The sequence below is a fragment of the Martinezella lusitana genome (assembly GCF_014207095.1).
Taxonomy (GTDB): Bacteria; Pseudomonadota; Alphaproteobacteria; order Rhizobiales; family Rhizobiaceae; genus Rhizobium; species Rhizobium lusitanum_B.
The window spans coordinates 505922-531923 of the sequence record NZ_JACHBG010000002.1 but is presented as its reverse complement, the minus strand read 5'-3'; the positions used below and the strand labels follow the sequence as shown (position 1 = coordinate 531923).

Genomic DNA, 26002 nt, shown 5'->3' with positions numbered 1-26002 from the left:
GCCGGGCTCGACGAATTACAGCTGGCGAACAGCCACATTCTCTTCAGCCGCAACCGCTAGCGGATTGCGCAGCGGCAGGCCGAAATCGGCAACTTCGATTTCAAAGACATCGCCGGCTTCCGGCTTGATGCCCTCGGCGAAAGAAAGCGTCGCCGTGCCGAACATGTGCACATGCACATCGCCGGGAGCGCGGAAGAGGCCGTACTTGAAGTGATGATATTCAAGGTTGGCGAAGGTGTGCGACATGTTCGCCTCCCCGGAAAGGAAAGGCTTTTCGAAGATCACCTTGTCGCCGCGCTTGATACGGGACGTGCCGCGAATATCCTCCGGCGCCAAACCGATGCGGATTTCCGGGCCGAAGCTTGCCGGACGCAGCTTGGAGTGGGCGAGATAGAGATAGTTGATCCGCTCGGTGACGTGGTCGGAAAATTCGTTCGACAGTGCAAAGCCGATGCGGAATGGCGTACCATCCTTGGCAATAACGTAGATACCGGCCATTTCAGGCTCTTCACCGCCGTCGAGCGCGAAGGACGGAGACACGAGCGCGGCACCCGGAGCTGCGGCGCCATGGCCGTTGCCCTTGTAGAACCACTCGGGCTGAACACCCTTTTCGCCGGCCTTCGGCTTGCCGCCCTCGATGCCCATCCTGAACATCTTCATGGAGTCGGTCAGCGTTTCCTCGGCAACTTCCGTCGTCTTCTTGTGCATGGAATCGCGCGTCGCAGCCGAGCCGAGATGCGTCAGGCCGGTGCCGGTCAGGTGCAAATGTGCCGCATCGGGATGCGTGATCGGCGGCAGGAAACGGCCTTCGGCATAGGCCTTTTCGAGATCGATGGTCTCGCCGAGACCGTGAGCCTCAATGACCGATGCAAGCGACTTGCCGCTATCGGCAGCTTCCATCGCGAGCTTGTAGACGCTGCCGCCATTGACGACGGTTTTGGCGGCTTCGCCTGGTCCGTTGCGCACCGCAACGACGATCTCGCCGTTCGAACCCTTGATCTGCGAGATGAGCATGTCTTTCATCCTTTCCGAATAGACAGAGATCGGATGCAGTTTGCCGTTCCGGCTCTCAGCGAGAGCCGGACTCTGTCATGGATTTGGTTTTAAAGGCCTCGGTTGATCGCTTGTGCGATCAACCCTTGTTCTTATTGTAGACGTCGATGAACACGGCAGCGAGCAGCACTGCGCCCTTGATCATCTTCTGGGAATCCGTCTGGTAGCCGAGGATCGACATGCCCTGGTTCAGGACGCCCATGATCAAGGCACCGATGACGGCACCCGTTACCTTACCGACGCCGCCGGAAGCAGATGCACCGCCGATGAAGCAGGCCGCGATGACGTCGAGCTCGAGGCCGTCGCCGCCCTTGGCCGTTGCCGAGTTCAGGCGCGTCGCGATGATGATCCCGGCGATACTGGCAAGGATGCCCATGTTGATGAAGGTGTAGAAGGTCAGGCGGCGGGTATCGATACCCGAGAGCTTCGTCGCCTTTTCGTTGCCGCCCATGGCATAGATGCGGCGGCCGATCGTGGTACGCTGTGTTGCGAAGCTATAGAGCGCGATCAGCAGCAGCATGAGGATCAGAACGTTCGGCAGGCCTCTATACGAGGAAATCTGATAGCCGATGAAGATGGTCGCGGCGGCAACCACCAGATTCTGGCCGAGGAAGAAGCTGAATGGCTCGACATCGATGCCGTGCTTTTCGTTTACCGAGCGCCGACGCCAGGCGAGGAGGAACATGACGATCGGAATGACGATGGTCAGGAAGATAGACGTCGAACGTATACCGCCCATGTCGACGAAATCGGGAATGAAACCGGTCGCGACGATCTGGAACGCCGGCGGGAACGGTCCGATGCTGCTGCCGTTACCGGTCGTGTTGATGATGGTATAGGTCAGACCGCGGAAAACCAGCATGCCCGACAGCGTGACGATGAACGAGGGAATGCGATGATAGGCGATGAAGTATCCGTGCCAGGCACCGACCGCAGCGCCCATCAACAGACAAATGACCGTAGCGAGCGCCAGGTTCATATGCATCTGCACGACCAGCACGCCGGCAACGGCGCCGACGAAGCCAACGACGGAGCCGACCGAAAGGTCGATATGCCCCGCCACGATGACCAGCAGCATGCCAAGCGCCATGATGACGATGAACGAGTTCTGCAGCACGATGTTGGTCAGGTTCTGCGGTCTGAACAGAACGCCGTTCGTGAGATACTGAAACAGCAGCATGATGACGACCAGGGCGATCAACATGCCGTATTCGCGAATATTGTTGCGGATATGGTCGCCGATCGAAACGACGTGGCTGGTTTCCGTGGCTGGGTTGGCCGAACTCATTGTTGTTTCTCCCCTGAGCGCATGATAGCGCGCATGATGCTCTCCTGGCTCGCTTCTGCCTTCGGCAGTTCGGCGACGATGCGACCTTCGTTCATGACGTAGATGCGGTCGCAAGTGCCGAGAAGCTCCGGCATTTCCGATGAAATCATCAGAACGCCCTTTCCGTCGGCGGCAAGCTGGTTGATGATGGAATAAATTTCGTATTTCGCGCCGACATCGATGCCGCGCGTCGGCTCATCGAGGATCAGGATGTCCGGATCCGAGAACAGCCATTTCGACAGCACCACCTTTTGCTGATTGCCGCCGGAAAGGTTGCCCGCCTCTTGAAAGACACCGGAGGAACGGATGCGCAGCTTGGCGCGATAGTTCGTCGCCACCTGCAGCTCCCGCACATCATCGATGACGGTCGCTTTGGAAACGCCGAGCAGGTTGGCAAGCGTCGTGTTGTGCAGGATGCTGTTCGACAGAACCAGACCCAGCTGCTTTCGATCTTCCGTGACATAGGCAAGACCAGCATCGATTGCCCGGCGCACCGTGCTGGTATCAACCTGCTTGCCGTCCACGAAGACTTCGCCGGAGACCTTGTGGCCGTAAGACTTGCCGAAGACGCTCATGGCGAATTCGGTGCGTCCGGCCCCCATCAGGCCCGCAATACCAACGACTTCGCCCTTGCGCACATTGACGTTGATGTCATGCAGCACCTGGCGATCGCGATGCTGTTGGTGGAAGGCATTCCAGTTCTTCACTTCGAAGATCGTCTCGCCGATCGGCACCGAGCGCGGCGGATAGCGGTCGGCGAGTTCGCGACCGACCATGTTGCGAATGATGATGTCTTCGCTGATCTCTTCCTCATGACAGTTCAGTGTCTTCACGGTCATGCCGTCGCGCAGCACCGTGATCTGGTCGGCCACCTTGCGCACTTCGTTGAGCTTGTGCGTGATGATGATCGACGTAATGCCCTGAGTGCGGAACTCCATGAGAAGATTGAGAAGCGCGTCTGAATCGCTTTCGTTGAGCGACGCCGTCGGCTCGTCGAGGATGAGAAGCTTGACGCTCTTCGACAGGGCCTTGGCGATCTCGACAAGCTGCTGTTTGCCGACGCCGATGTCGGTCACAAGCGTATTCGGCGATTCCTTGAGGCCCACCTTGGAAAGAAGCTGCTTGGTGCGGGTGAAGGTTTCCTGCCAGTTGATCATGCCATTGGCAACGACCTCGTTGCCCAGGAAAATATTCTCGGCAATCGACAGAAGCGGGACGAGCGCCAGCTCCTGATGGATGATGATGATGCCGATATCTTCGGAGTCCCTGATCGTCTTGAATTGACGAACAGCGCCATCATAGTGGATGTCGCCTTCATAGGTGCCGGCGGGATAGACGCCTGAGAGCACCTTCATCAAGGTCGACTTGCCGGCCCCGTTTTCGCCGACCAAGGCATGTATCTCGCCCTGACGAACCTTCAGATTGACATTTTCCAAGGCGTTCACACCGGGGAACGACTTGGTGATGTTCTGCATTTCGAGAATGGTATCGTCCATAGTCCAAATCCAACGCCGCGATCGAACATAGCAGACCGCGCGATCGTCTTAAATATCAAAGCCGGGGCTCGCATCGAAGCGAGCCCCGACCACTATGTTGGAAGATTACTTGAGCTGGTCAGCCTTGTAGTAACCGCCCTCGACGAGGACCTTCTCGTAGTTGGTCTTGTCAACTGCGACCGGGGTCAGCAGGTAGGACGGAACAACCTTGACGCCGTTGTCGTAGGTCTTCGTGTCGTTGACTTCAGGCGTCTTGCCTTCCATCAGAGCGTTGACCATGCCGACGGTGACCTTGGCGAGGTCACGGGTGTCCTTGAAGATCGTGGAATGCTGTTCGCCAGCGATGATCGACTTGACCGACGGGATTTCGGAGTCCTGACCGGTAACGACCGGCAGCTTCACGCCGCCGGTGCCGTAGCCGACGCCCTTGAGCGAGGAAAGGATACCGATCGACAGACCGTCATACGGAGACAGAACGGCATCGACGTGGCTATCGGTGTAGTAAGCCGACAGCAGGTTATCCATGCGAGCCTGGGCCGTTGCCGGATCCCAACGCAGCGTGCCAACCTTGTCCATGCCCATCTGGCCGGACTTGACGACCAGCTTGCCGCTGTCGATGTAGGGCTTCAGGACCGACATTGCGCCGTCATAGAAGAAGAAGGCGTTGTTGTCGTCCGGAGAACCGCCGAACAGCTCGATGTTGAACGGGCCTTTGCCGTCCTTGAGGCCGAGCGAGTCGACGATCGAGCCAGCCTGCAGGACGCCGACCTTGAAGTTGTCGAACGTTGCATAGTAGTCGACGTTGCCGCTGTTGCGGATCAGACGGTCGTAAGCGATGACCTTGATGCCGGCATCGTGAGCCTTCTGCAGAACGTCGGACAGCGTCGTGCCGTCGATCGAAGCGATGACGAGAACCTTGTCACCCTTGGTGACCATGTTCTCGATCTGCGAAAGCTGGTTCGGAATATCGTCGTCGCCGTACTGCAGGTCGGTGCCGTAACCGGCAGCCTGAAGCTGCTTGACGATGTTGTTGCCGTCGTCGATCCAGCGAGCCGATGCCTTGGTCGGCATAGCGATACCGACAGTTCCCTTATCCGCTGCGAAGGCAGGTGCCACCAGCGTCGTGACGCCGAGCGCAACGCCGGCCATCAATGAGATAATGGATTTCATTACTCTCTCCCTTGTTGATAAAATGACGGGCAAGAGCCCGCCCGAAACTGCAGCAAGTTCCGTAGAAGGAATGGTTTACTTCTAATTGTGAGAAACGAAGTAGGTCTCCTCCACGCTCTCACGGCTTATGAGCTGCAACCAGCACACGATTGGCAAACTCGTACGATTTCGTATAACTGTCAAATAGAATAACTGGCTAAACATATACCAGGTTTGGTATAATCATAAAAAATAGTACTTTTTTGCCGACGAATGGGAAATTTGGCCGTTATGGAGAAAATATATAACGATTATGTGAGCGAAGGCATCGAGATTCATTCCGACAGTTTTCGCGATGACACGCTGCTCAAGGCTGGTCTGAAGCTTAATCACCTGCGCATGATTGTCACAATCGAGGATCACGGCCAGATCTCCGCCGCCGCTGAGTCCATGAACATGTCACAACCTGCAGCTTCACGCATGCTCTCTGAAATGGAGTCCATCGTCAAAAGCCCGCTCTACGAGCGCGTCGCGCGCGGCGTGGTCCTGACCCCTTTCGGACTGGCGCTAGCCAAGCGAGCGCGCAAGATCCTGCTCGAGCTGCGCGAAGCAAGCCGCGAACTCGGAGCCCTGCGGACAGGAAGGGGCGGATCGGTCTTCCTCGGCGCCGTAACCGCGCCCGCCATCAGCCTTGTCGTACCGGCCATCCAGCGGGTCACGCGCAGCTATCCGAGCATCGAGATCAACATCGAGGTGGAAAACAGCAACGTTCTCGCCCGGGAGCTTCTGGCGGCGCGTCACGACTTCATTATCAGCCGCATTCCCGATGATCTCGACCCGCGCCTGTTCCTGGCCCATGAAATCGGCGTGGAGAAAGCCTGCCTCATCGTCCGCAACGGACATCCGCTGCTCAAAAAAGGTCCCGCAAGCCTTGAAGATCTCGGTCGCTACGATTGGGTCTTCCAGCCGCCCGGAACTTTGCTGCGCCGTAAAGTGGAGGACATTTTCCTTGCCGCCGGCGTGCCGCTGCCGGAAAATATCGTCAATACCTCGTCGCTGCTGCTGACGCTGGCCGTGGTCTGCAAGACGGATGCAATCGCGCCGATCGCGCTCGATATGGCGCAATTCATCTGCGGGCAATCGTCGCGGGCCGGCGAGTCCTGCATATTGCCGACCGATTTCGATATCGACGTCAGACCCTATAGCCTCATCACCGCACGCGAGCGGGCCATGCCGCCAAGCGCCCGATTGCTGCACGACATGATCCTGGAAGAGAGCAAGAACCTCTCTCTGACATAAAGGCCGAGCCGCTCGCATAAGCCCCACGCCAAGTTCCGCTCCTATGGAGATGGCATGGAGGCCGGCATGCTGTTCAAGCAATCATTGTTTCAATCCGTACTTGACCGTCTCGATACGGAAGAGGAGGCCTCCGAGAAGGAAGAGCTCGCGCATCGCATCCGCGGCCTGAATGTCAGCTTTGCGGCAACCGTGCTTGGCGGCGAGACGCCGGAGGCGCATCGCCCCGATGACGCCTATCGCGATAATCTCGGCGATCCGATCGTCCCGCTCCCACCGGAGCCGGAGCCAGAACCCGCGCCGAAGGAGCCGGAACCGCCTGTCATGCCGGAGCATCTGGCTCGGGTCTCGCGGGAAGAGGTTGCGGCGGAGCTGGCGATAACGTCGGACACCACGCTCCATCCTCTTCACGAAAAACGCCGCAGCTTCGCCAAGGCCAATCATCCCGACAGTGTTGCCGCACCTTTCCGCGAGCAGGCAACGACCCGCATGACACTCGCCAACCAATTGATCGACGAGGCGATACGACGCCTCTCCCGATGACTATTTCTTGTCGTCCGAAGGCGTCTCGTCTTCATCAGCGTCAGTCTGAGACGCAGCCTCTACGTTGGCAGCGGGCGGCTCTGGTTTGAAATTCAACAGGAGCATCCAGGCCGCATAGGCTCCGAGCGCGCCCGAAAGCATGGCCCAGAAGGGCTGTGAACCGAGAGTTTCGACCGCGGACCACCCGAAGCAGACGGCAACGATCAGAATCCTCACCCAAAGCGGCTTATAGATAGGATGGGTCGGATCGATCAGTTGCATGGGTCTCGTTCACCTGTTCAAGAAGATCTGTCTTTAACGCATCGCCGGGAAAGCTGTGAAGTAGTTTGAATGAAATTAGCTCGCACAGGCAAATTTCCGATATCGCAGTATGGTATGACGGTTTTCGCAATTGTGAAGAACTGGCGGCTTGACGCCGCCTTCGGAAAATGGAATGAAAATTTCATATAGATTATTATTCGGTTCATTTGTTCCGAATCCTGGGAGGTAAGAATGACTGTCAGATTTGGTCTGCTCGGTGCCGGACGTATCGGCAAGGTGCATGCGAAGGCCGTCAGCGGCGACGCCAATGCCAAGCTCGTGGCCGTTGCGGACGCGTTTCCGGCAGCAGCCGAAGCCATCTCCGCCGCTTACGGATGCGAAGTGCGCACCATCGAGGCGATCGAGGCCGCCAAGGATATCGATGCCGTCGTCATCTGCACGCCGACCGATACCCATGCCGATCTCATCGAGCGTTTCTCCCGCGCCGGCAAGGCCGTCTTCTGCGAAAAGCCCGTCGATCTCGACCTCGCCCGCGTCAAGGCCTGCATCAAGGTCGTCGATGAAACCAAGGGCAAGCTGATGGTTGGCTTCAACCGCCGCTTCGACCCGCATTTCATGGCCGTCAAGAAGGCCATCGACGAAGGCCGCATCGGCACCGTCGAAATGGTGACGATCACTTCGCGCGATCCGGGCGCCCCGCCCGTCGACTACATCAAGCGCTCAGGTGGCATCTTCCGCGACATGACCATTCATGACTTCGACATGGCGCGTTTCCTGCTCGGCGAAGAGCCGGTCGCCGTCACCGCAACCGCCGCAGTCCTCGTCGACAAGGCGATCGGCGAAGCCGGTGATTACGACAGCGTTTCCGTCATCCTCCAGACGGCATCGGGCAAACAGGCGATCATCTCCAATTCTCGCCGTGCCACCTACGGCTACGACCAGCGCATCGAAATCCACGGCTCGAAGGGTATGGTATCAGCCGAAAACCAGCGCCCCTTCTCCATCGAAGTCGCCAATGGCGATGGCTATACCCGCCCGCCGCTGCATGATTTCTTCATGACGCGCTACACCGAAGCCTATGCCAATGAGATCGCAAGCTTCATCGCCGCGATCGAAAAAGGCGCCGCCATCACGCCGTCGGGTGCCGATGGCCTCGCTGCGTTGAAGCTGGCGGACGCCGCCCTGCAATCGGTCAAGGAAGGTCGCCTGATCAAGGTCGACTGAGAGCTCCGTTCCCACAGGGAATATGATCCTCCCAAAAGTCCGTCGCGAATCGCTTCGCGGCGGACTTTTTCTTTGACGTGCCGCTGTCCAGCCTCCGCCACTCCACGCGAAATCTCTTGCGAATCACATAAGTCCATGCTTATCTGTTCTCATGATAGAGAACGAGATATTCCGGGCCTTGTCTGACCCAACCCGTCGCGCCATTTTCGAAAAACTGGCGGCGGGCGGGATGAACGCCAGCGCCCTGCGTGAAGGCGTCGACATCAGCCAGCCAGCGATGTCGCAGCATCTCGCGGTCCTGCGGAGCGCCAGGCTGGTCAGGGAAGAACGACGGGGGCGTTTCGTGAACTACGAAGTCGATCCGGAGGGGCTTGCCCTTATCGCCCAGTGGCTGGCGAAATACCGCGCCTACTGGCCGGCACGCATGGAAGCTCTCAAGCTCTTGTTGAAGGATATGGACCAATGAACCGCCAGAAGATGCCGGAGCAGAAGAACGCGATCGAGCTGGAATACGAGTTCAGCGAATCGCCGCAAAAGGTCTGGCGCGCAGTCAGCACCCCCGAGCTTCGGGAAAACTGGCTGCCGAAAGAGGCATTGGCCGATCCAGAGGCGATCTCGGTCACGCCGGGTGAAGAGGTGCGCTATCGGTTGCGCGATGATGCGCCACCCTTTTTCGAAAGCACCGTGATCTTCCGGATCTCACCGAACGCAAGCGGCGGCACGAGCCTTCGCATCATCCATGAGCTTGATGATGTCAGGCTTCGCAAGGCCGAGAAGGCTGCGGCGAACAACAACGGCTTCTGCGTCATGCGCGCCGCGTAACCGCGCCAAAACCGTCAACAATTTCAAACGATTGGAGTTCGCCGATGCGCGAAGCGATGCAACTCGTCCCCATGGTCGTGGAACAATCCAGCAGAGGGGAACGGTCTTTCGACATCTATTCCCGTCTGCTGCGCGAGAGAATCATCTTTCTGAATGGCGAGGTGAACGATACCGTCTCAGCTCTCGTCTGCGCGCAACTGCTGTTTCTCGAGGCGGAAAGCCCGAAGAAGCCGATCAGCCTTTATATCAATTCGCCAGGCGGCGTCGTGACCAGCGGCCTAGCAATGTACGACACCATGCGCTACATCCGCGCGCCGGTGCACACGCTCTGCATGGGAACGGCCCGCTCGATGGGATCCTTCCTGCTGATGGCGGGCGAGCCAGGCCAGCGCGCCGCGCTGCCCAATGCCAGCATCCATATCCATCAGCCCTTGGGCGGCTTCCAGGGTCAGGCGTCCGACATGCTTATCCATGCCGAGGAGATCAAGCGAACGAAACACCGCATGACACGCCTCTATGCCGAGCATTGCGGCCGTTCCTACGAAGAATTCGAGCGCGCCATGGATCGCGACTACTTCATGACCGCGGAAGAAGCGCTGGAATGGGGATTGATCGACCGCATTCTGCAGATTCGCGACCTGGATCAGCATCTTGAGACGACGGAACGATCTCAATAGCGCCTGCCGTGATCGGCATCATGCCTCGCTTGGCGGCATTCGATTACAGACGCTGAGGCGTATCAGCTCGGCGCCCGTTGTCACGACCCGCATCATCGTCACCTCTCAACCGGCCTGAGCCCGCAACTCGATGCTCGAGCCGACCCTCTTCACGATATCATTGTCGATGATTGAAAAAGCGCGGTTGATATGCCCATCGAAAACGAGCGTCGACTCGTCAAGCGCAACACGCAGTTCCGGCATGCCTTCCATGCGCACGACATGCGATTCCGCCAGTCCTTCCGTTATGCCCTCGATCAACAGGTCGTAGTAACGCACACCCGGCCCGGTGATGACGATCGGCATGCGCTCGTGCAAGCTGAGAACGCGAGAAAGACCGTTGCCGAGCGCCAGACCGGCCTGGCGGAAGGCAAGCACATTCCGGCGGCCGCCGTTGCGGGCGCTGACCGCAATCTTGTCCAGCTCCGCAATGGGAACGAATTTCGCCGGGATGGTATCGAGCGGTACGTCGAAGGCGGTGCGCAGCATGGCATAAAAGCCGGCATAGGCTTCGATGCAGCCCCGTGCGCCGCAACGACACAGGGCACCGCCGGGCACATGCATCATGTGACCGAAATTCGGGGCCGAGACCTGATGCCCGCCCCCCTCTTCCCGGCGAACGATGCCGAGGCCGATACTGTGCCCCAGCGATAGCGCCGCCATGGCGCGGAAATCGGAATCCTTGTTGTTTTCTTCCTGCCGGCCGAGAGCTGCGGCGACGAGCAAGGTCTCGTTACCGAGCATGATCTTTGCTGGCCATTCGTCGGCAAGCACGGCGGCGAAGTCGATTTCGTCCCGCCCGAAAATCGGCGACCAGCGCAGCACCGTCTCGGAGTTGTCGACCAACCCTTTGCTGCTGATCGAGATCATCAGCACCTTGTCGTGATCAAGCTGCGAACGCGCGGCGATACGTCGTAAAGCATCACGCATAGCAGCGATGAATGGGCCAACGCCAGATACCTCCTGCGGCCGCTCCTCGCTGAAGCGGTCGATCAGGCGACCGGCATAGTCCACCAGCGAATATTGCACGGCATCGGAAGAGATAACGACGATGATGAGATAACCGAAATCCCGCCGCTGCGAGAAAAGGACCCGCGGCCGCCCACGACCGCTGGCGGCCTGTTGCTCCGCCTTCTCGATGATCTGCGCTCGTTCCAGATCGGCGGTGATGACTGAAACCGTTGCGGATGAGAGCTTGGTGAAATCAGAGAGTTCGGTATGCGCAAGTGGGCCGTGTCGGCGCAACGCCGACAAAACCAAGGCACTGTTCTTCTGACGGACCAATTCGGTACTCGATTTGGCCAGCATCGGTAACTCTCCCGCTCATTCCACCCTCCCCTCCGCATCTACGGACGACTCTTATCGGGCAACCGATTTAGCCTGACAATGCGGGTGTTGACAGTTGAAAAAATCTCTGACAGTTAATTTCTCGACTGTCGAGAAAAAAATCAAAACCTTTTCTCGTCAGCATTATCGCGGCGGCCGGCGGGAGTTCAGGATACGCCCGGCCGCGTTCACTCGGGAGGATAATATGAAAGCTTTTGTTAAGCTGGCTGCGGGCGCGGCCATCGTTTTGACCATGCAGACGGCAGCCTTCGCAAAGGATCTCGTCGTCGGCGTTTCCTGGTCCAACTTCCAGGAAGAGCGTTGGAAGACCGACGAAGCCGCCATCAAGAAGGCACTCGCAGCCGTCGGCGCCAAGTATATTTCCGCTGACGCGCAGTCGTCCGCTTCCAAGCAGCTGACCGACGTTGAATCCCTGATTTCGCAGGGTGCCAACGCCCTCATCATTCTCGCTCAGGACTCCGACGCCATCGGCCCGGCCGTTGAAAAGGCTGCCGACGAAGGCATTCCGGTTGTTGGTTACGACCGCCTGATCGAAAACCCTGCCGCCTTCTACATCACCTTCGACAACAAGGAAGTGGGCCGCATGCAGGCTCGCGAAGTGCTGAAGGCAAAGCCGGCAGGCAACTATGTCTTCATCAAGGGCTCGTCTTCCGACCCGAACGCCGACTTCCTCTTCTCAGGCCAGATCGAAGTATTGAAGTCCGCGATCGACGCCGGCAAGATCAAGAATGTCGGCGAAGCCTATACGGACGGCTGGCTGCCGCAGAACGCGCAGCGCAATATGGAGCAGTTCCTGACCGCCAACAACAACAAGGTTGACGCGGTCGTCGCCTCCAACGACGGCACCGCCGGCGGCGCAGTCGCAGCCCTCGACGCCCAGGGTCTCGCAGGCTCCGTTCCGGTTTCCGGCCAGGACGCCGACAAGGCAGCCCTGAACCGCATCGCGCTCGGCACGCAGACCGTTTCCATTTGGAAAGACTCGCGTGAACTTGGCAAACGCGCCGCCGAGATTGCCATCGACCTCGCCAAGGGCAAGAAGCTGGACGAGATCTCCGGCGTCCAGACTTTCAACGGCGGTCCGAAGCACGTCCCGATGAAGTCGGTCTTCCTCACCCCGATCCCGGTCACCAAGGACAATCTGAACGTCGTCATCGACGCCGGCTGGATTTCCAAGGCTGAAGCTTGCCAGGGCGTGAAGGCCGGCAGCGTTGCGGCCTGCAAATAAGCACCAGACTTGACGGGCTGACCCGAATATAATGCCGACGCCGCAAGGGGATCCCGTTGCGGCGTCGAATGCGGATAAGAAGCAGACAACTCCAGCCAGAATGGAGAGAAGGGTTTCCCGCACGTGTTGCGTCATCGCATATCCGATCGGCCTGCCGGATGGCGGTCGTGGAACCGGAAGAAACCGGATGGGCGAGCGATGACGTCTATTGTGACCAGCGCGGATACTGCCCAGCGATCAACAAAGTGCAATCGCGGGCCTGCGCCCAACAGTGGGAGAACGGCAAAGCGATGGCCGACATGACACATTCCACAACATCGAGCGGTCCGCGCAATGCAGAAGAAGGCGCCATCACGCGCTTCCTGCGCGCCACCGAAATCGATACCCGCCTGCTTGGCATGATAGCGGCGCTGCTGATCATCTGGATCGGCTTCGATCTTTATCTGCGGATATTCGACGGCCGCGAGTTCCTGACAGCCAGAAACCTTTGGAACCTCTCGGTGCAGACCTGCGAAATCGCAGTTCTCGCCACCGGCATGGTGCTGGTCATCGTCACGCGCAACATCGACCTGTCGGTCGGCTCAGTGCTTGGCTTCGTCGCCATGATCATGGGCGTCATGCAGGCCAAATGGTTGCCGCAATATCTCGGCTTCGACAGTTCATGGACCTGGATCATCACCTTACTCTGCGGTCTTGTGATCGGTACGGCCATCGGCGCCTTCCAGGGCGGGATCATCGCCTTCATGAACGTCCCCTCCTTCATCGTCACGCTCGGCGGCCTTCTCGTCTGGCGCGGCCTTGCCTGGTATGTCACCAGCGGCCAGACCGTTGCGCCGATGGACTCCACCTTCATCATCATGGGCGGCAGCGGCGCCACCGGTTCGATCGGGGCGAACTGGAGCTGGATCGTCGGCGTCCTCGCCTGCCTGATGATCATCACCGGCATCGTCGGCTCGCGCCGTCAGAGAAAGCGCTTCGGCTTTCCGCGCCGTCCGCTCTGGGCAGAATATTTTCTCGGCTGCCTCGGCTCCGTCGTGGTGCTCGGTACCATCTATCTTTTCAACAGCTATAACTGGCCGGTCGGCATCGCCAAGCGCTACGCCACTGAACACAATATCGCCTGGCCCGAAGGTGGCCTGGATATTCCCTATGGCATTTCCGTTCCGGTTCTCATTGCCGTCGTCATCGGCATCGTGATGACCTTCATCGCTACACGTCTGCGCTTCGGCCGCTATGTTTTCGCGATCGGTGGCAATCCTGAAGCCGCCGAGCTCGCCGGCATCAAGACCCGATGGGTCATCGTTAGGATCTTTGCGCTGATGGGCCTCCTTGCTGCGGTCGCCGCAGCAATCTCGACGGCCCGCCTGAATTCGGCCGTCAACTCGCAGGGCACCACCTACGAACTCTTCACCATCGCTGCGGCGGTCATTGGCGGCACGTCGCTTGCCGGCGGCAGCGGCACGGTCGCCGGCGCCATGCTCGGCGCCCTGGTCATGCAATCGCTGCAATCCGGCATGGGCCTCGCCAATGTCGACACGCCGATCCAGAACGTCGTCGTCGGCATCGTTCTCGTTGTCGCCGTCTGGCTCGACATCGTCTACCGCTCGCGCGCCAAGTAAAAGGAATTCTGAACCATGACGGATAAAACCACTCCGCTTGTGGAAATGAAGAACATTTCCATCGCCTTCGGCGGCATCCACGCGGTCGACAACGCCTCCGTGGACCTCTACCCCGGCGAAGTCGTCGCCCTTCTCGGTCATAACGGCGCCGGCAAATCGACCCTGATCAAGATCCTCTCCGGCGCCTACAAGCGCGACAGCGGCGATATCCTGATCAATGGCGAGCCCGCCGATATACGCACCCCGCGCGACGCCAAGAAATACGGCATCGAGACGATCTACCAGACGCTCGCCGTCGCCGACAATGTCGACGCCGCCGCCAATCTCTATCTCGGCCGCGAGCTGCAGACCCGCTGGGGCACGCTCGACGACGTCGCCATGGAAGCCAAGGCCCGCGAAGTCATGGGGCGCCTCAACCCCAACTTCAAACGCTTCAAGGAGCCCGTGAAGGCGCTTTCCGGCGGCCAGCGCCAATCGGTGGCAATCGCCCGCGCCATCCTCTTCGATGCCCGCATCCTGATCATGGACGAACCGACGGCAGCGCTTGGCCCGCAGGAAACGGCGCAGGTCGGCGAGCTGATCAAGCAGCTGAAGAAGGAAGGCATCGGCATCTTCCTCATCAGCCACGACATCCACGACGTCTTCGACCTCGCCGACCGTGTCTCAGTCATGAAGAACGGCCAGGTCGTCGGCCACGCCCGCACCGAAGACGTCACCAAGGACGAAGTCCTCGGCATGATCATCCTCGGCAAGGTCCCGCCAAAAGCCATCCCCGGCCCCGGCGCGATGAAAGAATAGGCGCAAACGGTCACACACGACACGAAGCCGCGGCGCAAAGGCCGCGGCTTACCTCATAAATTACCCGATCTGTGTTTTCCTGAATTTTCCGCATTGAAGCCAAGCGCTTCCTAGGCTAAGAACCAGCCATCGGACAGGCGATTCAACCCGCCTAAGGCATGCACCCGTAGCTCAGCTGGATAGAGTGTTGGATTCCGATTCCAAAGGTCACAGGTTCGAATCCTGTCGGGTGCGCCATTTCTTCTGAAATTCCACTTATCCAGAACGAACAGTCACCCGTTCTCAGCAGGAATGCACACAATGCCTCGGCAATAGGCATACCATAGGGCACGTCTCCATTATGCGCCGCCGGTTTGCAATCCTTGCCCGCACCGTGCTCTTCGGCGGACGCGCCGGTTATGATGCCTTTTGCATCGTGTCGGAATAGGCGGATGCAGTGCCGGCTTCCAGGAAAATCGATGCCATCTGCGCTGCCTCGGCCCGCAGAGGACAGGAATTCGCGGTAGAGAGAGCCCCGTTCCGCAATGTCGCCAGCAGCGAAGGCGACTGGAGTGAGCCGATGATTGTGGCCACCATCGATTGCGCGTCGCGGCTGTCCGTCAGCAGGCTGTTTTTCATGTGCTCCGCACCACAAACCTCTGCCGAGCTAACATCCATCATTGCGATGCCGCCGCACGCGGCAATCTCCAGGAAGGTCAGCCTCGACTGGTTTTCCGCGCCCCAATGGAGAACGATCTCGACTTCGGAATAGCAAATCGCCAGCTCGGTCATCCGGTGCGGACTGCCCCGATGGGCAATCGCCGGAAGATCGCTCTTCATCGCGGCAGGGCCGGTTGCCGCAAGGCGGATACCGGGCATCGCTTCGCTCAGCATGCCGCAGAAGCGAATAATTCCGGCCCGATCCAGCCTCCACGCCTCCTCGCTGATGCAAAGAAGGACGTCACTGCTGCGCGGCGTATCGCGCGGATAGAAAATGTCGAGATTGACGCCGGGAAGCACACTTGGCACATCGCCGCGGGTATTCGTCAAACCGGGTATACGTGCGATCGAACGTGCCTTTTTTGGGCTATGCCGGAGCAACGGAGAGCCGCGATCGCTTGTCACGAAGCTGAACAGAGCCGCCCCAAGCGACGCATCAAAGGCTTCGATCAGTTCGGATGTTTTTTCGCAGGTTCCGACATAGATATTGTAGCTTCTGATCTGCTCGACGGACGCCTCGATGATCAGCGGCCGGAAGTACATTGGCGTCATGTCCAGCAGCGTTTCGTCGATACCGCTGAGGTAGACGATATTTGCGCTGATACCCTCGGCCACCAATCCGTTGACCAACTGGATCAGCGCGATCGACTGCTCAGTTCTGCGGCCATCCATGCTCACGAAGAGAATGCGCGGCTTGTCGGACCGGGTATGCGACACGGCTGCAAGCCGCGAGGAGACGGCGTCGGTCGGATTGTGGAAGCGCCAATTTGCATCCAGCGCCGCATATTGCCGTTCCCAGCGCGCCATGAAGGTCGATCTGTTGCGGGCCATGTGAACGTCGCGGCCAGTGCTCTGGAAGCTGCCCCATCCGTGATGATAGATGTAGAGCTGCCGATCGACGACGACGCGCCAGCCCTTTTCCAGGGCAAGCATGCAGAAATCGGTTTCCTCCCAATAGCCGGGATTATAGGCCTCGTCGAACAGACCGAGCGTGTCGAAGAGCTTGCGCCGTATCGCAAAGAAGAAGCCGGATGCGTTTCCGATATCGGCAATCCCGAGATCATTCTGCCGCGCGATGAATTCCCGCAGGTCCAGCATGTTCGTGCCGGGCGGAAAGGGTATTTTCGTCCAGTTGGCCCAGGTGGATACGGCGGTGATGACGCCAATCTGTGCGTCACGCGCAAAGCCATCGCGAAGGCGCTCGCAGGCGCCGGGAGAGAGCATCGCATCGGAGTTGACGAGAACGCAGATTTCCGCCCTTCCGAGCCCCAGCGCCTCGTTGACCGATTTCAGGTAGCCGGCATTCTGGCTATGGGCGATCAAGGTCACGTTGTCGAGGCCGGAGACCATTGCCGCCAGTTCGCGCGACGTATGGCTGTCGCCTTTGTCATCGACCACGAAGAGATGATAGGGCGGCGTCGCATGCCGCAATATGCTGGCGATGCAGAGCCTTGCATGGTGAAGCGAATTGTAGACCGGCACAACGAAATCGATCGGCTGAACTTCGCTCTGACCGGCGGCGGGCTCCATCGAGGACTGATTACCCAACGAAGCGAAGCGATCCTGCTGATCCTTGAACAGCCCCTGCAGCAGCTCCGCGCCTTCGACATATAGGTCGACCATCTGCCGCTGCTGCGCCAGGATCGCATCGAGATCCCTGTTGATCGCCGCGATCCGGCGGCTCGCATCGTCATGCTGTTCTTCGGAATTCGTGATGATGTCGTCAGCCATTAGCGTATCGCCCAAATATGGATTCCGGATGTGCTTCACATGCAACGGGCGCCCAACTCATAACGCCCGCAGAACAATTGCCGGCGACGATCGCCTTCTTTGCGATCCGCTCGAAAATAGCCAAGCAATTGCAAAGGACCCACGCCCGTCCCGAGCGCAAGCATCACAACACCAGCCAACCGCCGTGCATTTCAGCGAGAACCGCCTCTTCCTAGAGTTAGGTCGACAAGCTTGCGTGAGCCTGTAAGAAACAGCCGCCTGCCCGCCCCGCCGCGAACACAGGCATCAGGTCGACACCTGCACGCAACAAAGACAGGCCGGCGCAAGGAATCCGGATTAAGCGATATGCAGATTTCGATGATCACTGGGCGTGGGCAGAATGGACGACCTGAATCTCATGAAGACTGTGGTGCATGGGGGAGTTATCGACCAGGCGCAGCTTGCCGCACTTGAAACGCGCGTTTCGGAAGTGGTTGCGCAACAACAGGTCCTGACAGATTTCCAGGTTGAGATGGTGCAGTTGTTCAAGCTGCTGCGAACGGAGCAAGGGCGATGCTTCGACGCGCTCGGCGATGCACGCCATGCCAGCGTCACGCCTTCTCGACCGCTTCTCCCGCAAGGCACGGCTCCCGTGCCACTGCCGACCTCAAACGCCGCCCGTATCCATTTCTTCCCCGACTACGGCGCCGCAAACCCCTATCAGCCACTGATACAAGTGTCGTTTCCCGATGAAAGTACGATCGGTCCCGGCACGATAGATCAGGCCATCGCCGCCTTGCGGGCGGAGCGCGGCAGCGTGCGGCGCAAGCATATCTTCCACCTGCATTGGACAAACACCATCGTCGCCTACGCGCCGAACCACGCCGTTGCAGAAACGCTGAAGGATGCTTTCATTTCGAAACTTCGGACATTCCGCAGCCTCGGCGGCTTTGTCATCTGGACGATTCACAACGCCCTTTCGCACGAAAGCCCCTACCTTGCCGTGGAGCGGGCATTGTCAACCGAGATTGCCGCCTGCTCGGACAGGATACATCTGCACTCTGCGGGCGCCATACAGGTCGTGCAGGAGGAGTTTCCGCTGCCGGAGGACAGGATCGTCATCCTCCCCCATCCCAACTACGTGGGCGTCTATCAGAATTTCGTCAGCGAAGCGACGGCGCGCGCGCGCCTGGGTCTTGCCGAAAGCGACATCGTCTTCTCGTTCATCGGCATGCTCCGGCCTTATAAGGGCATCCAGCCGCTCATCGAGGCATTCCGTCTCATTCGTATGAAGCATCCATCCATCCGTCTCGTCATCGCGGGTCAGCCGATGCCGCCTTACGTCCCCGGGACGGTTGCTCAGATGGCCGGCAATGTGCCCGGCATCACGTTGATCGAGCGGCGCCTCGGCGATGCGGAGCTGCAATGGATATTCAATGCGTCGGATTTCGCGGTCCTACCCTATAGCAGAATCCTCACCTCTGGCTCGGCGTTGAATGCCCTGTCGTTTTCTCGACCGGTTATCGTTCCCAATCTCGGGGTCTTGCCGGAAACCGTGCACGACGGCGTGAACGGCATCGTCTACGACGCAACCACCCCGGCAGGCCTTTCCAAGGCGTTGGAGCGCGCCGTATCGCTCGCCGCCGACGAACGCCAAAGAATGCGGCAAGCCGCCATCGAAAGCGTGGCCGGCCTGACGTGGCGACGGCTCGCCGAGGGGCTGTACACCGGAATCGCCGGATAGCCGGACCCAGGCCTTGCCGAAATAATCGGCTGAGCGTCTAGCACCCGCCACCAACCTCCTCAAGCTCCACGCAAGCGGCCGGAGCTATCCGGTTGTAGGTACCAAAAACGGAACTCAGAATGAGCACGAGCTTCTTGTCCGAGCAGGAGTTGCAGGCTGTCGGCTTCCGCAGTTTCGGAAGAAATTGCCAGATCAGCCGATACGCAAGGTTTTACGGCGCCGCGTCGATGTCCATGAAGGACAATGTTCGCATTGATGACTACACGATACTAAGCGGCACGATTACTCTCGGTAGTTACATCCACATCGCCAGCCACTGCGTCCTCCATGGCGGCAGCGATGCTGCGGGTATCTCCATGGAGGACTTTAGCGGCCTCTCCGCTCGCGTCTCCGTTTACGCTCACAGCGACGACTATAGCGGGTTATGGCTGACCAATCCGACCGTTCCCAAGGAACTGACGAACATCATATCCGGAACTGTCTCTATTGGCCGACACGCCATCATCGGCACTGGCAGCGTCCTGTTGCCCGGCGTCCTCATCGGTGAGGGAGCCGCATTGGGCGCCATGAGCTTGGCAACGAAAAGCCTGGAACCGTTCACGATATATGCAGGAAATCCCGCTCGGCGCCTCAAATCCCGCCAGCGGGATTTTCTTCTCCACGAAAAGAAACTTGAGGAACGCCTATGAGCAACGAGCTTTCATCCATCGCGGTCACTCGTCCTCTGTTGCCCGATCAAGCAGACGTACAACGCAAGATCGCCGAAATCTGGTCCTCGCAATGGTTGACCAATATGGGTGCGCAACATGGCGCGCTCGAAAGCCGGCTCGCCGATTTTTTGGAAATGCCGTTTGTGAGCTTGTTCAACAACGGCACCAACGCCCTTTATGCCGCTCTTCGCGTTTTGGATCTGCCCGCGGGTGGAGAGGTGATCGTCACGCCATTCACGTTTCCGGCAAGCGTTCATGTCATAACGGCATGTGGGCTCACGCCGGTCTTCTGCGATATCGATCCGATCACGCTCACCTTGGATCCGGCCTGTATCGAACAGCTCATCACGCCGAGAACCTGCGCCATCCTGGGCGTCCATGTCTATGGAATCGCGTGCGACGTGCGGGCCATCGACACGATTGCAACGCGTCATAACCTCAAGGTTGTCTATGACGCGGCACATGCGTTCGGCAGCCGTATCGACGGCATTCCAATCAGCCGCTTCGGCGACGTCACGATGCACAGCTTTCATGCCACCAAGCTGTTTCACACGATCGAAGGCGGTGGGTTGCTGTCGCCGCATCCATCACTCCAGCGGAAAATCTATCTCGAACGCAACTTCGGCATCGCAAATGAAGAGACAATTCTCAGCGCGGGGTTGAATGGCAAGGCAAACGAGATTCAATCCGCCATCGGCCTGCTGGTGCTCGACATGGTCGAGGCCGAGTGGGAGCGCCGCAAGGCCCTGCTCGATCGTTACAGGCCTTTCCTGAGTGCTATGCGCGGCATTACGTTGATGGAACCGCAGGCGAATGTAACCCCGAGCTATCAGTATTTGCCTATCCGTATCGATGCGGAAAGAGCGGGCTTCAGCCGCGACTCGCTTTACACGCGGTTCCGCAGCGAAAACATCCTGCCGCGCAAATACTTCTATCCGTTGTGCAGTTCGGCCCCGCACTACAAAGATCTACCATCGGCACAGGCTTCCAACCTTCCGGTCGCCACAAAGGCATCGGGCGAAGTGCTCTGCCTACCATTCTACGGTGCGCTAACCGCAAACGAGCTGGCGAGAGTAGTCAACACGCTTCTGGCGGCGCACGAGAATCCCGATCGAGTGCCCATCGGCGACAACTCGCTTTCCCGACGCGCGATTTAAGAGGACGACCATGCAAAGCAACTCCTGTTGCCCCGTCTGCCGAATGAACGGCTACGGTTTCCAACCGCTTCCATCCTACTATGCGGACAATCTTCGGGCGCATGGCTGGCCGCACGGCCTGGACAACTTCGAGACGCTGAATGTCGCCGCCTATACCTGCCCCAATTGCCTCAGCAATGACCGAGACAGACTTTATACGCTCTTCCTCGAGAGAGTGTTTTCTCACCTCGACAAAACCCAAACCTACACGTTTCTGGAGTTCGCCCCGGCAGCGCTATTCAGCCGTTGGGTCAAGAGCCATCCCTTCATCTCCTATCGCAGTTGCGATCTCTATATGCCCGAGGCCGACGATAAGGCGGACATCCACGCGCTGCCTTACGCTGACAATACCTATGACTTCATTCTTTGCTCGCACATTTTGGAACATGTCGAAGACCCGGTCAAAGCAGTTTCGGAACTCCGCAGAGTACTGAAGCCCGGTGGTTTTGCGATCATCATGGCTCCAATCCTGTTGAGCATCGACAAGACCTACGAAAACCCTGCCGCTGTTACGCCGGCGGACCGCTGGCGCCACTTCGGGCAGGATGACCACGTTCGCATTTTTTCCAAGTCCGGCTTTCGCGACACATTGACGCGCGGCGGTGTTACCCTCAGCGAATATCCGATCCTGGAAATGGTGTCCGAAGAGCAAGCAGCCGCATACGGCATCAACAAGCGATCGGTCATCTATCTCGGTATGAAAGAGGTCGTGAGCGCTGCAGCAACGACATCGACACCCGAACATAAAACCGAAGTCTTGGGCGGGGTACCCGCTACATCGACCCGGCCGAAAGTTTCCGTCGTCATACCGGCATACAATCACGAAAAGTATGTCGTTGAGGCCGTGGAGTCGGTGCTGGGGCAGAGCTACCAGGATTTCGAGCTGCTGATCATGGATGACGGTTCCACCGATGCGACGCCGCAGGTTCTGCGCCGCTATGCGGGCAACCCCAAGGTAAAGCTTTTCCTTTTCGAGAAGAACCGTGGCGCGGCCTATTCACATAATCACGGCATCGTCGAAAGTCGTGGCGAATATATAGCGCTGCTCAATTCTGACGATGTTTGGGAGCCCAATAAGCTTGCCGAGCAGGTCGCATTTCTGGACGCTCACCCGCAAATCGCGGCGGTCTTCACTCCGGCAAGTTTCATCGGAGAGCAGAGCCAGCCGCTCGCCGATCACCAGCATCACCTTGGCCGCATTTTCGACCAGCCAAACCGGACTCGACACGAATGGCTGAGATTCTTCTTCGTACGCAACGCATTGTGCCATCCGAGCAGTCTGGTGCGCCGCGAGTGCTATGAAGAACTGGGGCTGTACGATCCGAGGTTTGGCAATCTGCCTGATTACGAGATGTGGATCAGGCTTTGCCTAAAGCATGAAATCCATGTCATGCCGAAGCCGCTTGTTCGCTTTCGCATTCGCGACGGGGAAGCACAGGCCAGTGCTCCATCGAGTGCCGGAAGCCATCGTTGGCGGCTCGAGCACAAGCAGCTTGCCAAGCATTATCTGGCCATACCCTCAATCGCCGACTTCAATCTCATCTTCCCCGAGAATGCGGGTAACCGCTTCGACGACGCCAGACTGATCCCTTTCTATCTGGCAGATTTGATCCTCTCGCAGAACGTCAACCCGCATACGCGCGATTTCGCGTTCGAGACTCTCTACGACTTCATGGCTTCCGACGAAAACCGATCGCTTGTCGAAAGCATTCATGGCTTTCAGATGAAGAACTTCCTCAATCTGACAGGCGGAAAACCTGCGAACTAGCCCAGAGCCCTAGCCATCTGGGTGGCCGGGGCCTCCCCGCCGAAATGCCACAGCAAACGGCCCGGCAGACGAACCTGCCGGGCCGCTATCTCATTGGGTGATCCGCCGTTACGCCGCAGATTGTGTGGCTTTCCTTTTGCGGTAGCGAACGACAAATGCAGCCAGCACGACGCCGCTTGCGATGATGCCGATGGAAATCACCGGCCTATATGCCAACCAGCCGATGGCGATCAGCAGCGGACCGACAAGCAGTGTCAGAATAACGGCCAGAACGGTCGTTCCGAACGCAACGATCGAGCCGATGAACGGGATCACATCCCCGATCACGCTCAACAGCGAGAAGATGCAGACGAAGCCGATGAACAGGCCGACCATGCCTGCCCCCCTCATCAGCCATGTGATGAGAGCATTCTCCTTCTCGGCGGTCTTGAACATTTGCGCAGCATCGGTGTCGCCGGCGGCGCTAAGAAGGATGTTGTGATGATTTGTCGTTTCGTAGGGAACGAGCGTGGTGCCACTTTGCCTGCCGACAACGCTGGCCTCCTTCGCATCGATCCGTTGGTACGAAATGCGAAGGTCGCCCACCTCAGGTGTTGACGCTCCTCGGCCGATGTAGACGGCGTGGCCGTCGCGCTTCACCGGCTTGTCCGTTCCGAGCCCTTGCGCCAGCTTTGCAAGCTCCTCATCTGTTGGCGTAAGATCGGAATAGGCACCGATATCGGCAATTGCTTTCCCCAACACCGAAAACGCTCCGACACCGGCGCGTTCGACGGCGAAAGTCTTACTTTCGGGCATACGCTCTGGATTCTGATGGTCTAGTGGCTGTTTGAAGTCACCGGATCGCACAAGCTCCGAACGCCATTCCGTCGTGTAGGAATAGGTCGTGGTGGTTTCCTCGCTCCCGCCCAGCTTCTTTTCCGAGCTGCTCTGCTTGTGTTCGACCCACTGATACATCTCGACTTGGCGGAATAAGGCGATGGCATCCCGCGCCGACACGCCCAGATCGCCGTCCTGCGGCACACCCTCCGGTTTGACCGCGCCGCTGATATGGACGAGCTTGCTTTCGTTCGAAGCTTGTACTGCGTCGCTCGGGATGGATGCGACTTGAGCGGCACCTTCGGCAAGCGCCCGATAGGTGCCGATGGCGCGCCCTTCGTTCCAGATCAGGAGCCAAGCGCATGCGATCAGCAGTACAATGCCGACGAGGACGCCTATGAGCGCATTTTTGAGGCGTCCGAACCAGGATGTGGATGTTGTTTCAGTAATGCTCATCTTAAAGAACACCTTTTGTGGATTCCGCCTCCGACACTTGCGTAATGCGGCGAACTTTGAGGGATAGGGCAGACAATAAACGTATCCGATGAAAAATGACTGGCTGCACAAACCTTGCGAAAATGCGGAAATGTCAACCTGTTAGATTGGATCGGCCATGAGATCGCAGTCCATTTTGGGGCAGGTATGGACCTCCCGCTCACATGGCGACATTGAGCTCTCCCTGAGGTTGTAACGGGCAGGCGAAGCCTACGGCTGGACGCCGCAAGGTGATCTTTGCTAAGCTCATACTCTCTCCAAGTCACAAAATCAGTCGCCAATCGCAGACAGGTTCCTCATGCCGAAAATCGATGTTACGGCGGTGCCAAAACTTAAGGGTACCCGCTATCCCGCGCCATTCAACGACCCCTGCGCCGAGCGCATCCGGCAGCGGCTGGGCGATGCCGGCGGCCTCAGGGACTTCGGGGTCAATCTCATGCACCTCCCGCCGGGCAACTGGTCGAGCCAGCGGCACTGGCACTCGGAGGAGGACGAGTTCGTCTACGTTCTCGAAGGCGAGCTGACGCTGGTTGAGGATAATGGCGAGACAATACTGCGCGCCGGTGATTGCGCAGCCTTCCCGAAGAATTCGGGCAACGGCCACCATCTGATCAACAGGTCCGACACGACGGCCGTTTACCTCGAGGCGGGAACACGCGCGCCCACAGATCTCATCACCTGTTCCGATGTCGACATGATGAGCTCGAGCACTGACGGAAGGTTTGTGCACAAGGATGGCATGCCCTATCCGGACGGCTAGAACATCTCAAGCAAAAGCGCCTGGCGGCTTTGCGTGAAAACAAAGAGATAGAGGCTTCCATGACTCCGCTTGAAACGGAACGCCCGGGATGTCTCCAGAAAGCCGTGCGGCGGTTTTCCAGTTTGTACGCCTGGGCGGAGGCTATACCGCCTCGGCCAGGACCGGCTGCTCGTAGCAGCCGGCGTCGGTGGAGACCCCCACGCTGCAGCCATTCGCCCGCAGCGAATCCGCGACCACTTCAACGACCAGACGGCGCAGCCAGATCGCACGGCCATCAGCATGATCGACGCGCCGATAGAGCATGGTCACCGGATCGGCAGGAAGTTCGAAAGGCGGATAGCTAATCGCCAGATCATGCAGCTTCGCCATGCAGCGCGCAATCGATTCGGGAACGGTCGCAATCGCCGGCATGGCCTGCAATGTCAGAGGCAATGCCGAAAACCGCGGCGCGGTCGCCACGATCTGGCGGCGGTAGCCAAGTCTTGCCAGAGCGGTATCTACGCTTGTCGATATGGTGCCTTCTACGGACACGGTGACGTGCGGCGCATTCGCGAACTGTTTCAGGCTGAGCGGCTCGGCACATTTCAGGTGCCGAGGATCGTAGACGCACAGCGACGCCTGCTCGAACATCGGCGCGCGAACGTGCCACGAGGCAGGTTCGTCATGCACGGAGATGCTCAGATCGAACGCCCCTTCGTCCAGTAGACGTGCCGCATCGCGCCGGTCGAAGGCGACGCTGACAAGCCGGGCATTCGGCGCCAGCTTCCGCAACCGGGCGACCAATGGCCCGAAAAAGGAGGATTCGAGATTGTCGCACATGCCGATGCGGAACTCGCCCTGCCATTGCGCGGGATCGAACGCCGCGGGCGGACGAATGGCGCGCTCGATGCCGGAGAGCGCATCCTCGATCGCCGGCGCGATGGAAAGAGCCCGCGGCGTCGGCTGCAAACCGCGGCCGACACGTACGAACAATTCGTCGTCCAGCGTCTCGCGCAAGCGCTTAAGTGCGGCGGAAAGTCCCGGCTGGCCGAGCAGCAGACGCTCCGCGGCACGGCTCACATTCCGCTCCTGCATCAGCACCGAAAAGGCAAGCAGCAGGTTGAGATCTATTTTTCTAAGCGTCGCATCATTCATCATCGTCAGTAATACCTGACATGGTTACTATCAATTTGCAATAGGGTTTGAAGATGTACATTTTCTCGTTCCCTGCCGCATTCGACCTCCCAAG

The 26002-nt window shown here is 58.8% G+C and carries 23 protein-coding genes and 1 tRNA gene; 15 read left to right on the top strand and 9 right to left on the bottom strand.

Annotated elements, in window-relative coordinates; genetic code table 11:
- Positions 1-15: 15 nt before the first annotated feature.
- From araD1 to chvE, 4 genes are all read right to left on the bottom strand, one after another.
- Positions 16-1014, bottom strand: coding sequence for an AraD1 family protein (araD1, locus tag GGD46_RS07125; RefSeq protein ID WP_184703023.1), 999 nt, complete (start codon positions 1012-1014; stop codon positions 16-18).
- A gap of 118 nt (positions 1015-1132) precedes the next feature.
- Complete coding sequence (gene mmsB, locus GGD46_RS07120) at positions 1133-2341, bottom strand: multiple monosaccharide ABC transporter permease (RefSeq protein WP_184703022.1); 1209 nt, start codon at positions 2339-2341, stop codon at positions 1133-1135.
- Positions 2338-3876, bottom strand: a complete 1539-nt coding sequence (gene mmsA / locus GGD46_RS07115; RefSeq protein ID WP_184703021.1) for a multiple monosaccharide ABC transporter ATP-binding protein — start codon at positions 3874-3876, stop codon at positions 2338-2340. The genes mmsB and mmsA overlap by 4 nt, the downstream gene beginning before the upstream one ends.
- Positions 3877-3981: 105 nt before the next feature.
- Complete coding sequence (gene chvE / locus GGD46_RS07110) at positions 3982-5046, bottom strand: multiple monosaccharide ABC transporter substrate-binding protein (protein WP_184703020.1); 1065 nt, start codon at positions 5044-5046, stop codon at positions 3982-3984.
- A 270-nt stretch (positions 5047-5316) separates the two neighbouring features.
- Here chvE and GGD46_RS07105 point away from each other — a divergent pair, with 270 nt between their 5' ends.
- Both GGD46_RS07105 and GGD46_RS07100 read left to right on the top strand, forming a co-directional pair.
- The gene (locus tag GGD46_RS07105) at positions 5317-6324 is read left to right on the top strand and encodes a LysR family transcriptional regulator (protein ID WP_184703019.1); all 1008 of its coding nucleotides are present in this window, start codon (positions 5317-5319) and stop codon (positions 6322-6324) included.
- Between the two features lie 66 nt (positions 6325-6390).
- The gene (locus tag GGD46_RS07100) at positions 6391-6864 is read left to right on the top strand and encodes a hypothetical protein (RefSeq protein WP_184703018.1); all 474 of its coding nucleotides are present in this window, start codon (positions 6391-6393) and stop codon (positions 6862-6864) included.
- On the opposite strand, the gene GGD46_RS07095 is transcribed toward GGD46_RS07100, so the two are convergent.
- Complete coding sequence (locus GGD46_RS07095) at positions 6865-7125, bottom strand: hypothetical protein (protein ID WP_184703017.1); 261 nt, start codon at positions 7123-7125, stop codon at positions 6865-6867.
- Between the two features lie 231 nt (positions 7126-7356).
- Between GGD46_RS07095 and iolG the strand changes: the two genes are divergently transcribed.
- The 4 genes from iolG to GGD46_RS07075 all read left to right on the top strand — a co-directional run bounded on the left by iolG (position 7357) and on the right by GGD46_RS07075 (position 9848).
- Positions 7357-8349, top strand: coding sequence for an inositol 2-dehydrogenase (iolG, locus tag GGD46_RS07090; protein ID WP_184703016.1), 993 nt, complete (start codon positions 7357-7359; stop codon positions 8347-8349).
- A gap of 151 nt (positions 8350-8500) precedes the next feature.
- The gene (locus GGD46_RS07085) at positions 8501-8815 is read left to right on the top strand and encodes an ArsR/SmtB family transcription factor (protein ID WP_184703015.1); all 315 of its coding nucleotides are present in this window, start codon (positions 8501-8503) and stop codon (positions 8813-8815) included.
- Entirely contained in the window at positions 8812-9171 is a 360-nt protein-coding gene (locus GGD46_RS07080) for an SRPBCC domain-containing protein (RefSeq protein ID WP_184703014.1), read from the top strand. The genes GGD46_RS07085 and GGD46_RS07080 overlap by 4 nt, the downstream gene beginning before the upstream one ends.
- Positions 9172-9215: 44 nt before the next feature.
- Positions 9216-9848 (top strand): ATP-dependent Clp protease proteolytic subunit, encoded by a 633-nt coding sequence (locus GGD46_RS07075; protein WP_184703013.1) that lies wholly within the window; start codon positions 9216-9218, stop codon positions 9846-9848.
- Positions 9849-9953: 105 nt separating this feature from the next.
- On the opposite strand, the gene GGD46_RS07070 is transcribed toward GGD46_RS07075, so the two are convergent.
- Complete coding sequence (locus GGD46_RS07070; protein WP_184703012.1) at positions 9954-11195, bottom strand: ROK family transcriptional regulator; 1242 nt, start codon at positions 11193-11195, stop codon at positions 9954-9956.
- Positions 11196-11418: 223 nt separating this feature from the next.
- Here GGD46_RS07070 and xylF point away from each other — a divergent pair, with 223 nt between their 5' ends.
- The 4 genes from xylF to GGD46_RS07050 all read left to right on the top strand — a co-directional run bounded on the left by xylF (position 11419) and on the right by GGD46_RS07050 (position 15113).
- Complete coding sequence (gene xylF / locus GGD46_RS07065) at positions 11419-12459, top strand: D-xylose ABC transporter substrate-binding protein (RefSeq protein ID WP_184703011.1); 1041 nt, start codon at positions 11419-11421, stop codon at positions 12457-12459.
- Between the two features lie 290 nt (positions 12460-12749).
- Positions 12750-14078 carry a sugar ABC transporter permease gene (locus GGD46_RS07060; protein ID WP_184703010.1) on the top strand — a complete coding sequence of 443 codons (1329 nt, stop codon included), beginning with the start codon at positions 12750-12752 and terminating at the stop codon, positions 14076-14078.
- Positions 14079-14093: 15 nt separating this feature from the next.
- Positions 14094-14876, top strand: a complete 783-nt coding sequence (locus tag GGD46_RS07055) for an ATP-binding cassette domain-containing protein (RefSeq protein WP_184703009.1) — start codon at positions 14094-14096, stop codon at positions 14874-14876.
- 160 nt (positions 14877-15036) lie between these two features.
- Positions 15037-15113, top strand: a tRNA-Arg gene (locus tag GGD46_RS07050).
- Between the two features lie 159 nt (positions 15114-15272).
- On the opposite strand, the gene GGD46_RS07045 is transcribed toward GGD46_RS07050, so the two are convergent.
- A complete protein-coding gene (locus tag GGD46_RS07045; RefSeq protein ID WP_184703008.1) occupies positions 15273-17306 on the bottom strand; it encodes a glycosyltransferase family 2 protein in 2034 nt (677 codons plus the stop codon).
- Positions 17307-17685: 379 nt separating this feature from the next.
- Between GGD46_RS07045 and GGD46_RS07040 the strand changes: the two genes are divergently transcribed.
- The 4 genes from GGD46_RS07040 to GGD46_RS07025 all read left to right on the top strand — a co-directional run bounded on the left by GGD46_RS07040 (position 17686) and on the right by GGD46_RS07025 (position 22703).
- Positions 17686-19029: a glycosyltransferase gene (locus GGD46_RS07040; RefSeq protein ID WP_184703007.1), complete on the top strand. Its 1344-nt coding sequence runs from the start codon at positions 17686-17688 to the stop codon at positions 19027-19029.
- Between the two features lie 119 nt (positions 19030-19148).
- Entirely contained in the window at positions 19149-19718 is a 570-nt protein-coding gene (locus tag GGD46_RS07035; protein WP_184703006.1) for an acyltransferase, read from the top strand.
- Positions 19715-20896, top strand: a complete 1182-nt coding sequence (locus GGD46_RS07030) for a DegT/DnrJ/EryC1/StrS family aminotransferase (protein WP_184703005.1) — start codon at positions 19715-19717, stop codon at positions 20894-20896. The genes GGD46_RS07035 and GGD46_RS07030 overlap by 4 nt, the downstream gene beginning before the upstream one ends.
- Before the next feature lie 10 nt (positions 20897-20906).
- Complete coding sequence (locus tag GGD46_RS07025) at positions 20907-22703, top strand: glycosyltransferase (RefSeq protein WP_184703004.1); 1797 nt, start codon at positions 20907-20909, stop codon at positions 22701-22703.
- Positions 22704-22811: 108 nt separating this feature from the next.
- Here GGD46_RS07025 and GGD46_RS07020 read toward each other — a convergent pair whose 3' ends face one another.
- Positions 22812-23975, bottom strand: a complete 1164-nt coding sequence (locus GGD46_RS07020) for a TMEM43 family protein (RefSeq protein ID WP_184703003.1) — start codon at positions 23973-23975, stop codon at positions 22812-22814.
- 337 nt (positions 23976-24312) lie between these two features.
- Between GGD46_RS07020 and GGD46_RS07015 the strand changes: the two genes are divergently transcribed.
- On the top strand, positions 24313-24774 hold the full coding sequence (locus GGD46_RS07015) for a cupin domain-containing protein (RefSeq protein ID WP_184703002.1): 462 nt from the start codon (positions 24313-24315) through the stop codon (positions 24772-24774).
- A 141-nt stretch (positions 24775-24915) separates the two neighbouring features.
- On the opposite strand, the gene GGD46_RS07010 is transcribed toward GGD46_RS07015, so the two are convergent.
- Positions 24916-25911, bottom strand: coding sequence for a LysR family transcriptional regulator (locus GGD46_RS07010; RefSeq protein WP_184703001.1), 996 nt, complete (start codon positions 25909-25911; stop codon positions 24916-24918).
- Positions 25912-26002: the final 91 nt, after the last annotated feature.

Coding starts and splice junctions, on each gene's coding strand:
- GGD46_RS07015 (WP_184703002.1), top strand. CDS start 24,313: ATGCCGAAAATCGATGTTACGGCGGTGCCAAAACTTAAGGGTACCCGC.
- GGD46_RS07040 (WP_184703007.1), top strand. CDS start 17,686: ATGGACGACCTGAATCTCATGAAGACTGTGGTGCATGGGGGAGTTATC.
- xylF (WP_184703011.1), top strand. CDS start 11,419: ATGAAAGCTTTTGTTAAGCTGGCTGCGGGCGCGGCCATCGTTTTGACC.
- GGD46_RS07060 (WP_184703010.1), top strand. CDS start 12,750: ATGGCCGACATGACACATTCCACAACATCGAGCGGTCCGCGCAATGCA.
- mmsB (WP_184703022.1), bottom strand. CDS start 2,341: ATGAGTTCGGCCAACCCAGCCACGGAAACCAGCCACGTCGTTTCGATC.
- GGD46_RS07025 (WP_184703004.1), top strand. CDS start 20,907: ATGCAAAGCAACTCCTGTTGCCCCGTCTGCCGAATGAACGGCTACGGT.
- GGD46_RS07045 (WP_184703008.1), bottom strand. CDS start 17,306: ATGGCTGACGACATCATCACGAATTCCGAAGAACAGCATGACGATGCG.
- GGD46_RS07100 (WP_184703018.1), top strand. CDS start 6,391: ATGCTGTTCAAGCAATCATTGTTTCAATCCGTACTTGACCGTCTCGAT.
- GGD46_RS07070 (WP_184703012.1), bottom strand. CDS start 11,195: ATGCTGGCCAAATCGAGTACCGAATTGGTCCGTCAGAAGAACAGTGCC.
- GGD46_RS07030 (WP_184703005.1), top strand. CDS start 19,715: ATGAGCAACGAGCTTTCATCCATCGCGGTCACTCGTCCTCTGTTGCCC.
- GGD46_RS07035 (WP_184703006.1), top strand. CDS start 19,149: ATGAGCACGAGCTTCTTGTCCGAGCAGGAGTTGCAGGCTGTCGGCTTC.
- GGD46_RS07055 (WP_184703009.1), top strand. CDS start 14,094: ATGACGGATAAAACCACTCCGCTTGTGGAAATGAAGAACATTTCCATC.
- GGD46_RS07085 (WP_184703015.1), top strand. CDS start 8,501: ATGATAGAGAACGAGATATTCCGGGCCTTGTCTGACCCAACCCGTCGC.
- GGD46_RS07095 (WP_184703017.1), bottom strand. CDS start 7,125: ATGCAACTGATCGATCCGACCCATCCTATCTATAAGCCGCTTTGGGTG.
- chvE (WP_184703020.1), bottom strand. CDS start 5,046: ATGAAATCCATTATCTCATTGATGGCCGGCGTTGCGCTCGGCGTCACG.
- GGD46_RS07075 (WP_184703013.1), top strand. CDS start 9,216: ATGCGCGAAGCGATGCAACTCGTCCCCATGGTCGTGGAACAATCCAGC.
- araD1 (WP_184703023.1), bottom strand. CDS start 1,014: ATGCTCATCTCGCAGATCAAGGGTTCGAACGGCGAGATCGTCGTTGCG.
- GGD46_RS07020 (WP_184703003.1), bottom strand. CDS start 23,975: ATGAGCATTACTGAAACAACATCCACATCCTGGTTCGGACGCCTCAAA.
- GGD46_RS07080 (WP_184703014.1), top strand. CDS start 8,812: ATGAACCGCCAGAAGATGCCGGAGCAGAAGAACGCGATCGAGCTGGAA.
- GGD46_RS07105 (WP_184703019.1), top strand. CDS start 5,317: ATGGAGAAAATATATAACGATTATGTGAGCGAAGGCATCGAGATTCAT.
- mmsA (WP_184703021.1), bottom strand. CDS start 3,876: ATGGACGATACCATTCTCGAAATGCAGAACATCACCAAGTCGTTCCCC.
- iolG (WP_184703016.1), top strand. CDS start 7,357: ATGACTGTCAGATTTGGTCTGCTCGGTGCCGGACGTATCGGCAAGGTG.
- GGD46_RS07010 (WP_184703001.1), bottom strand. CDS start 25,911: ATGATGAATGATGCGACGCTTAGAAAAATAGATCTCAACCTGCTGCTT.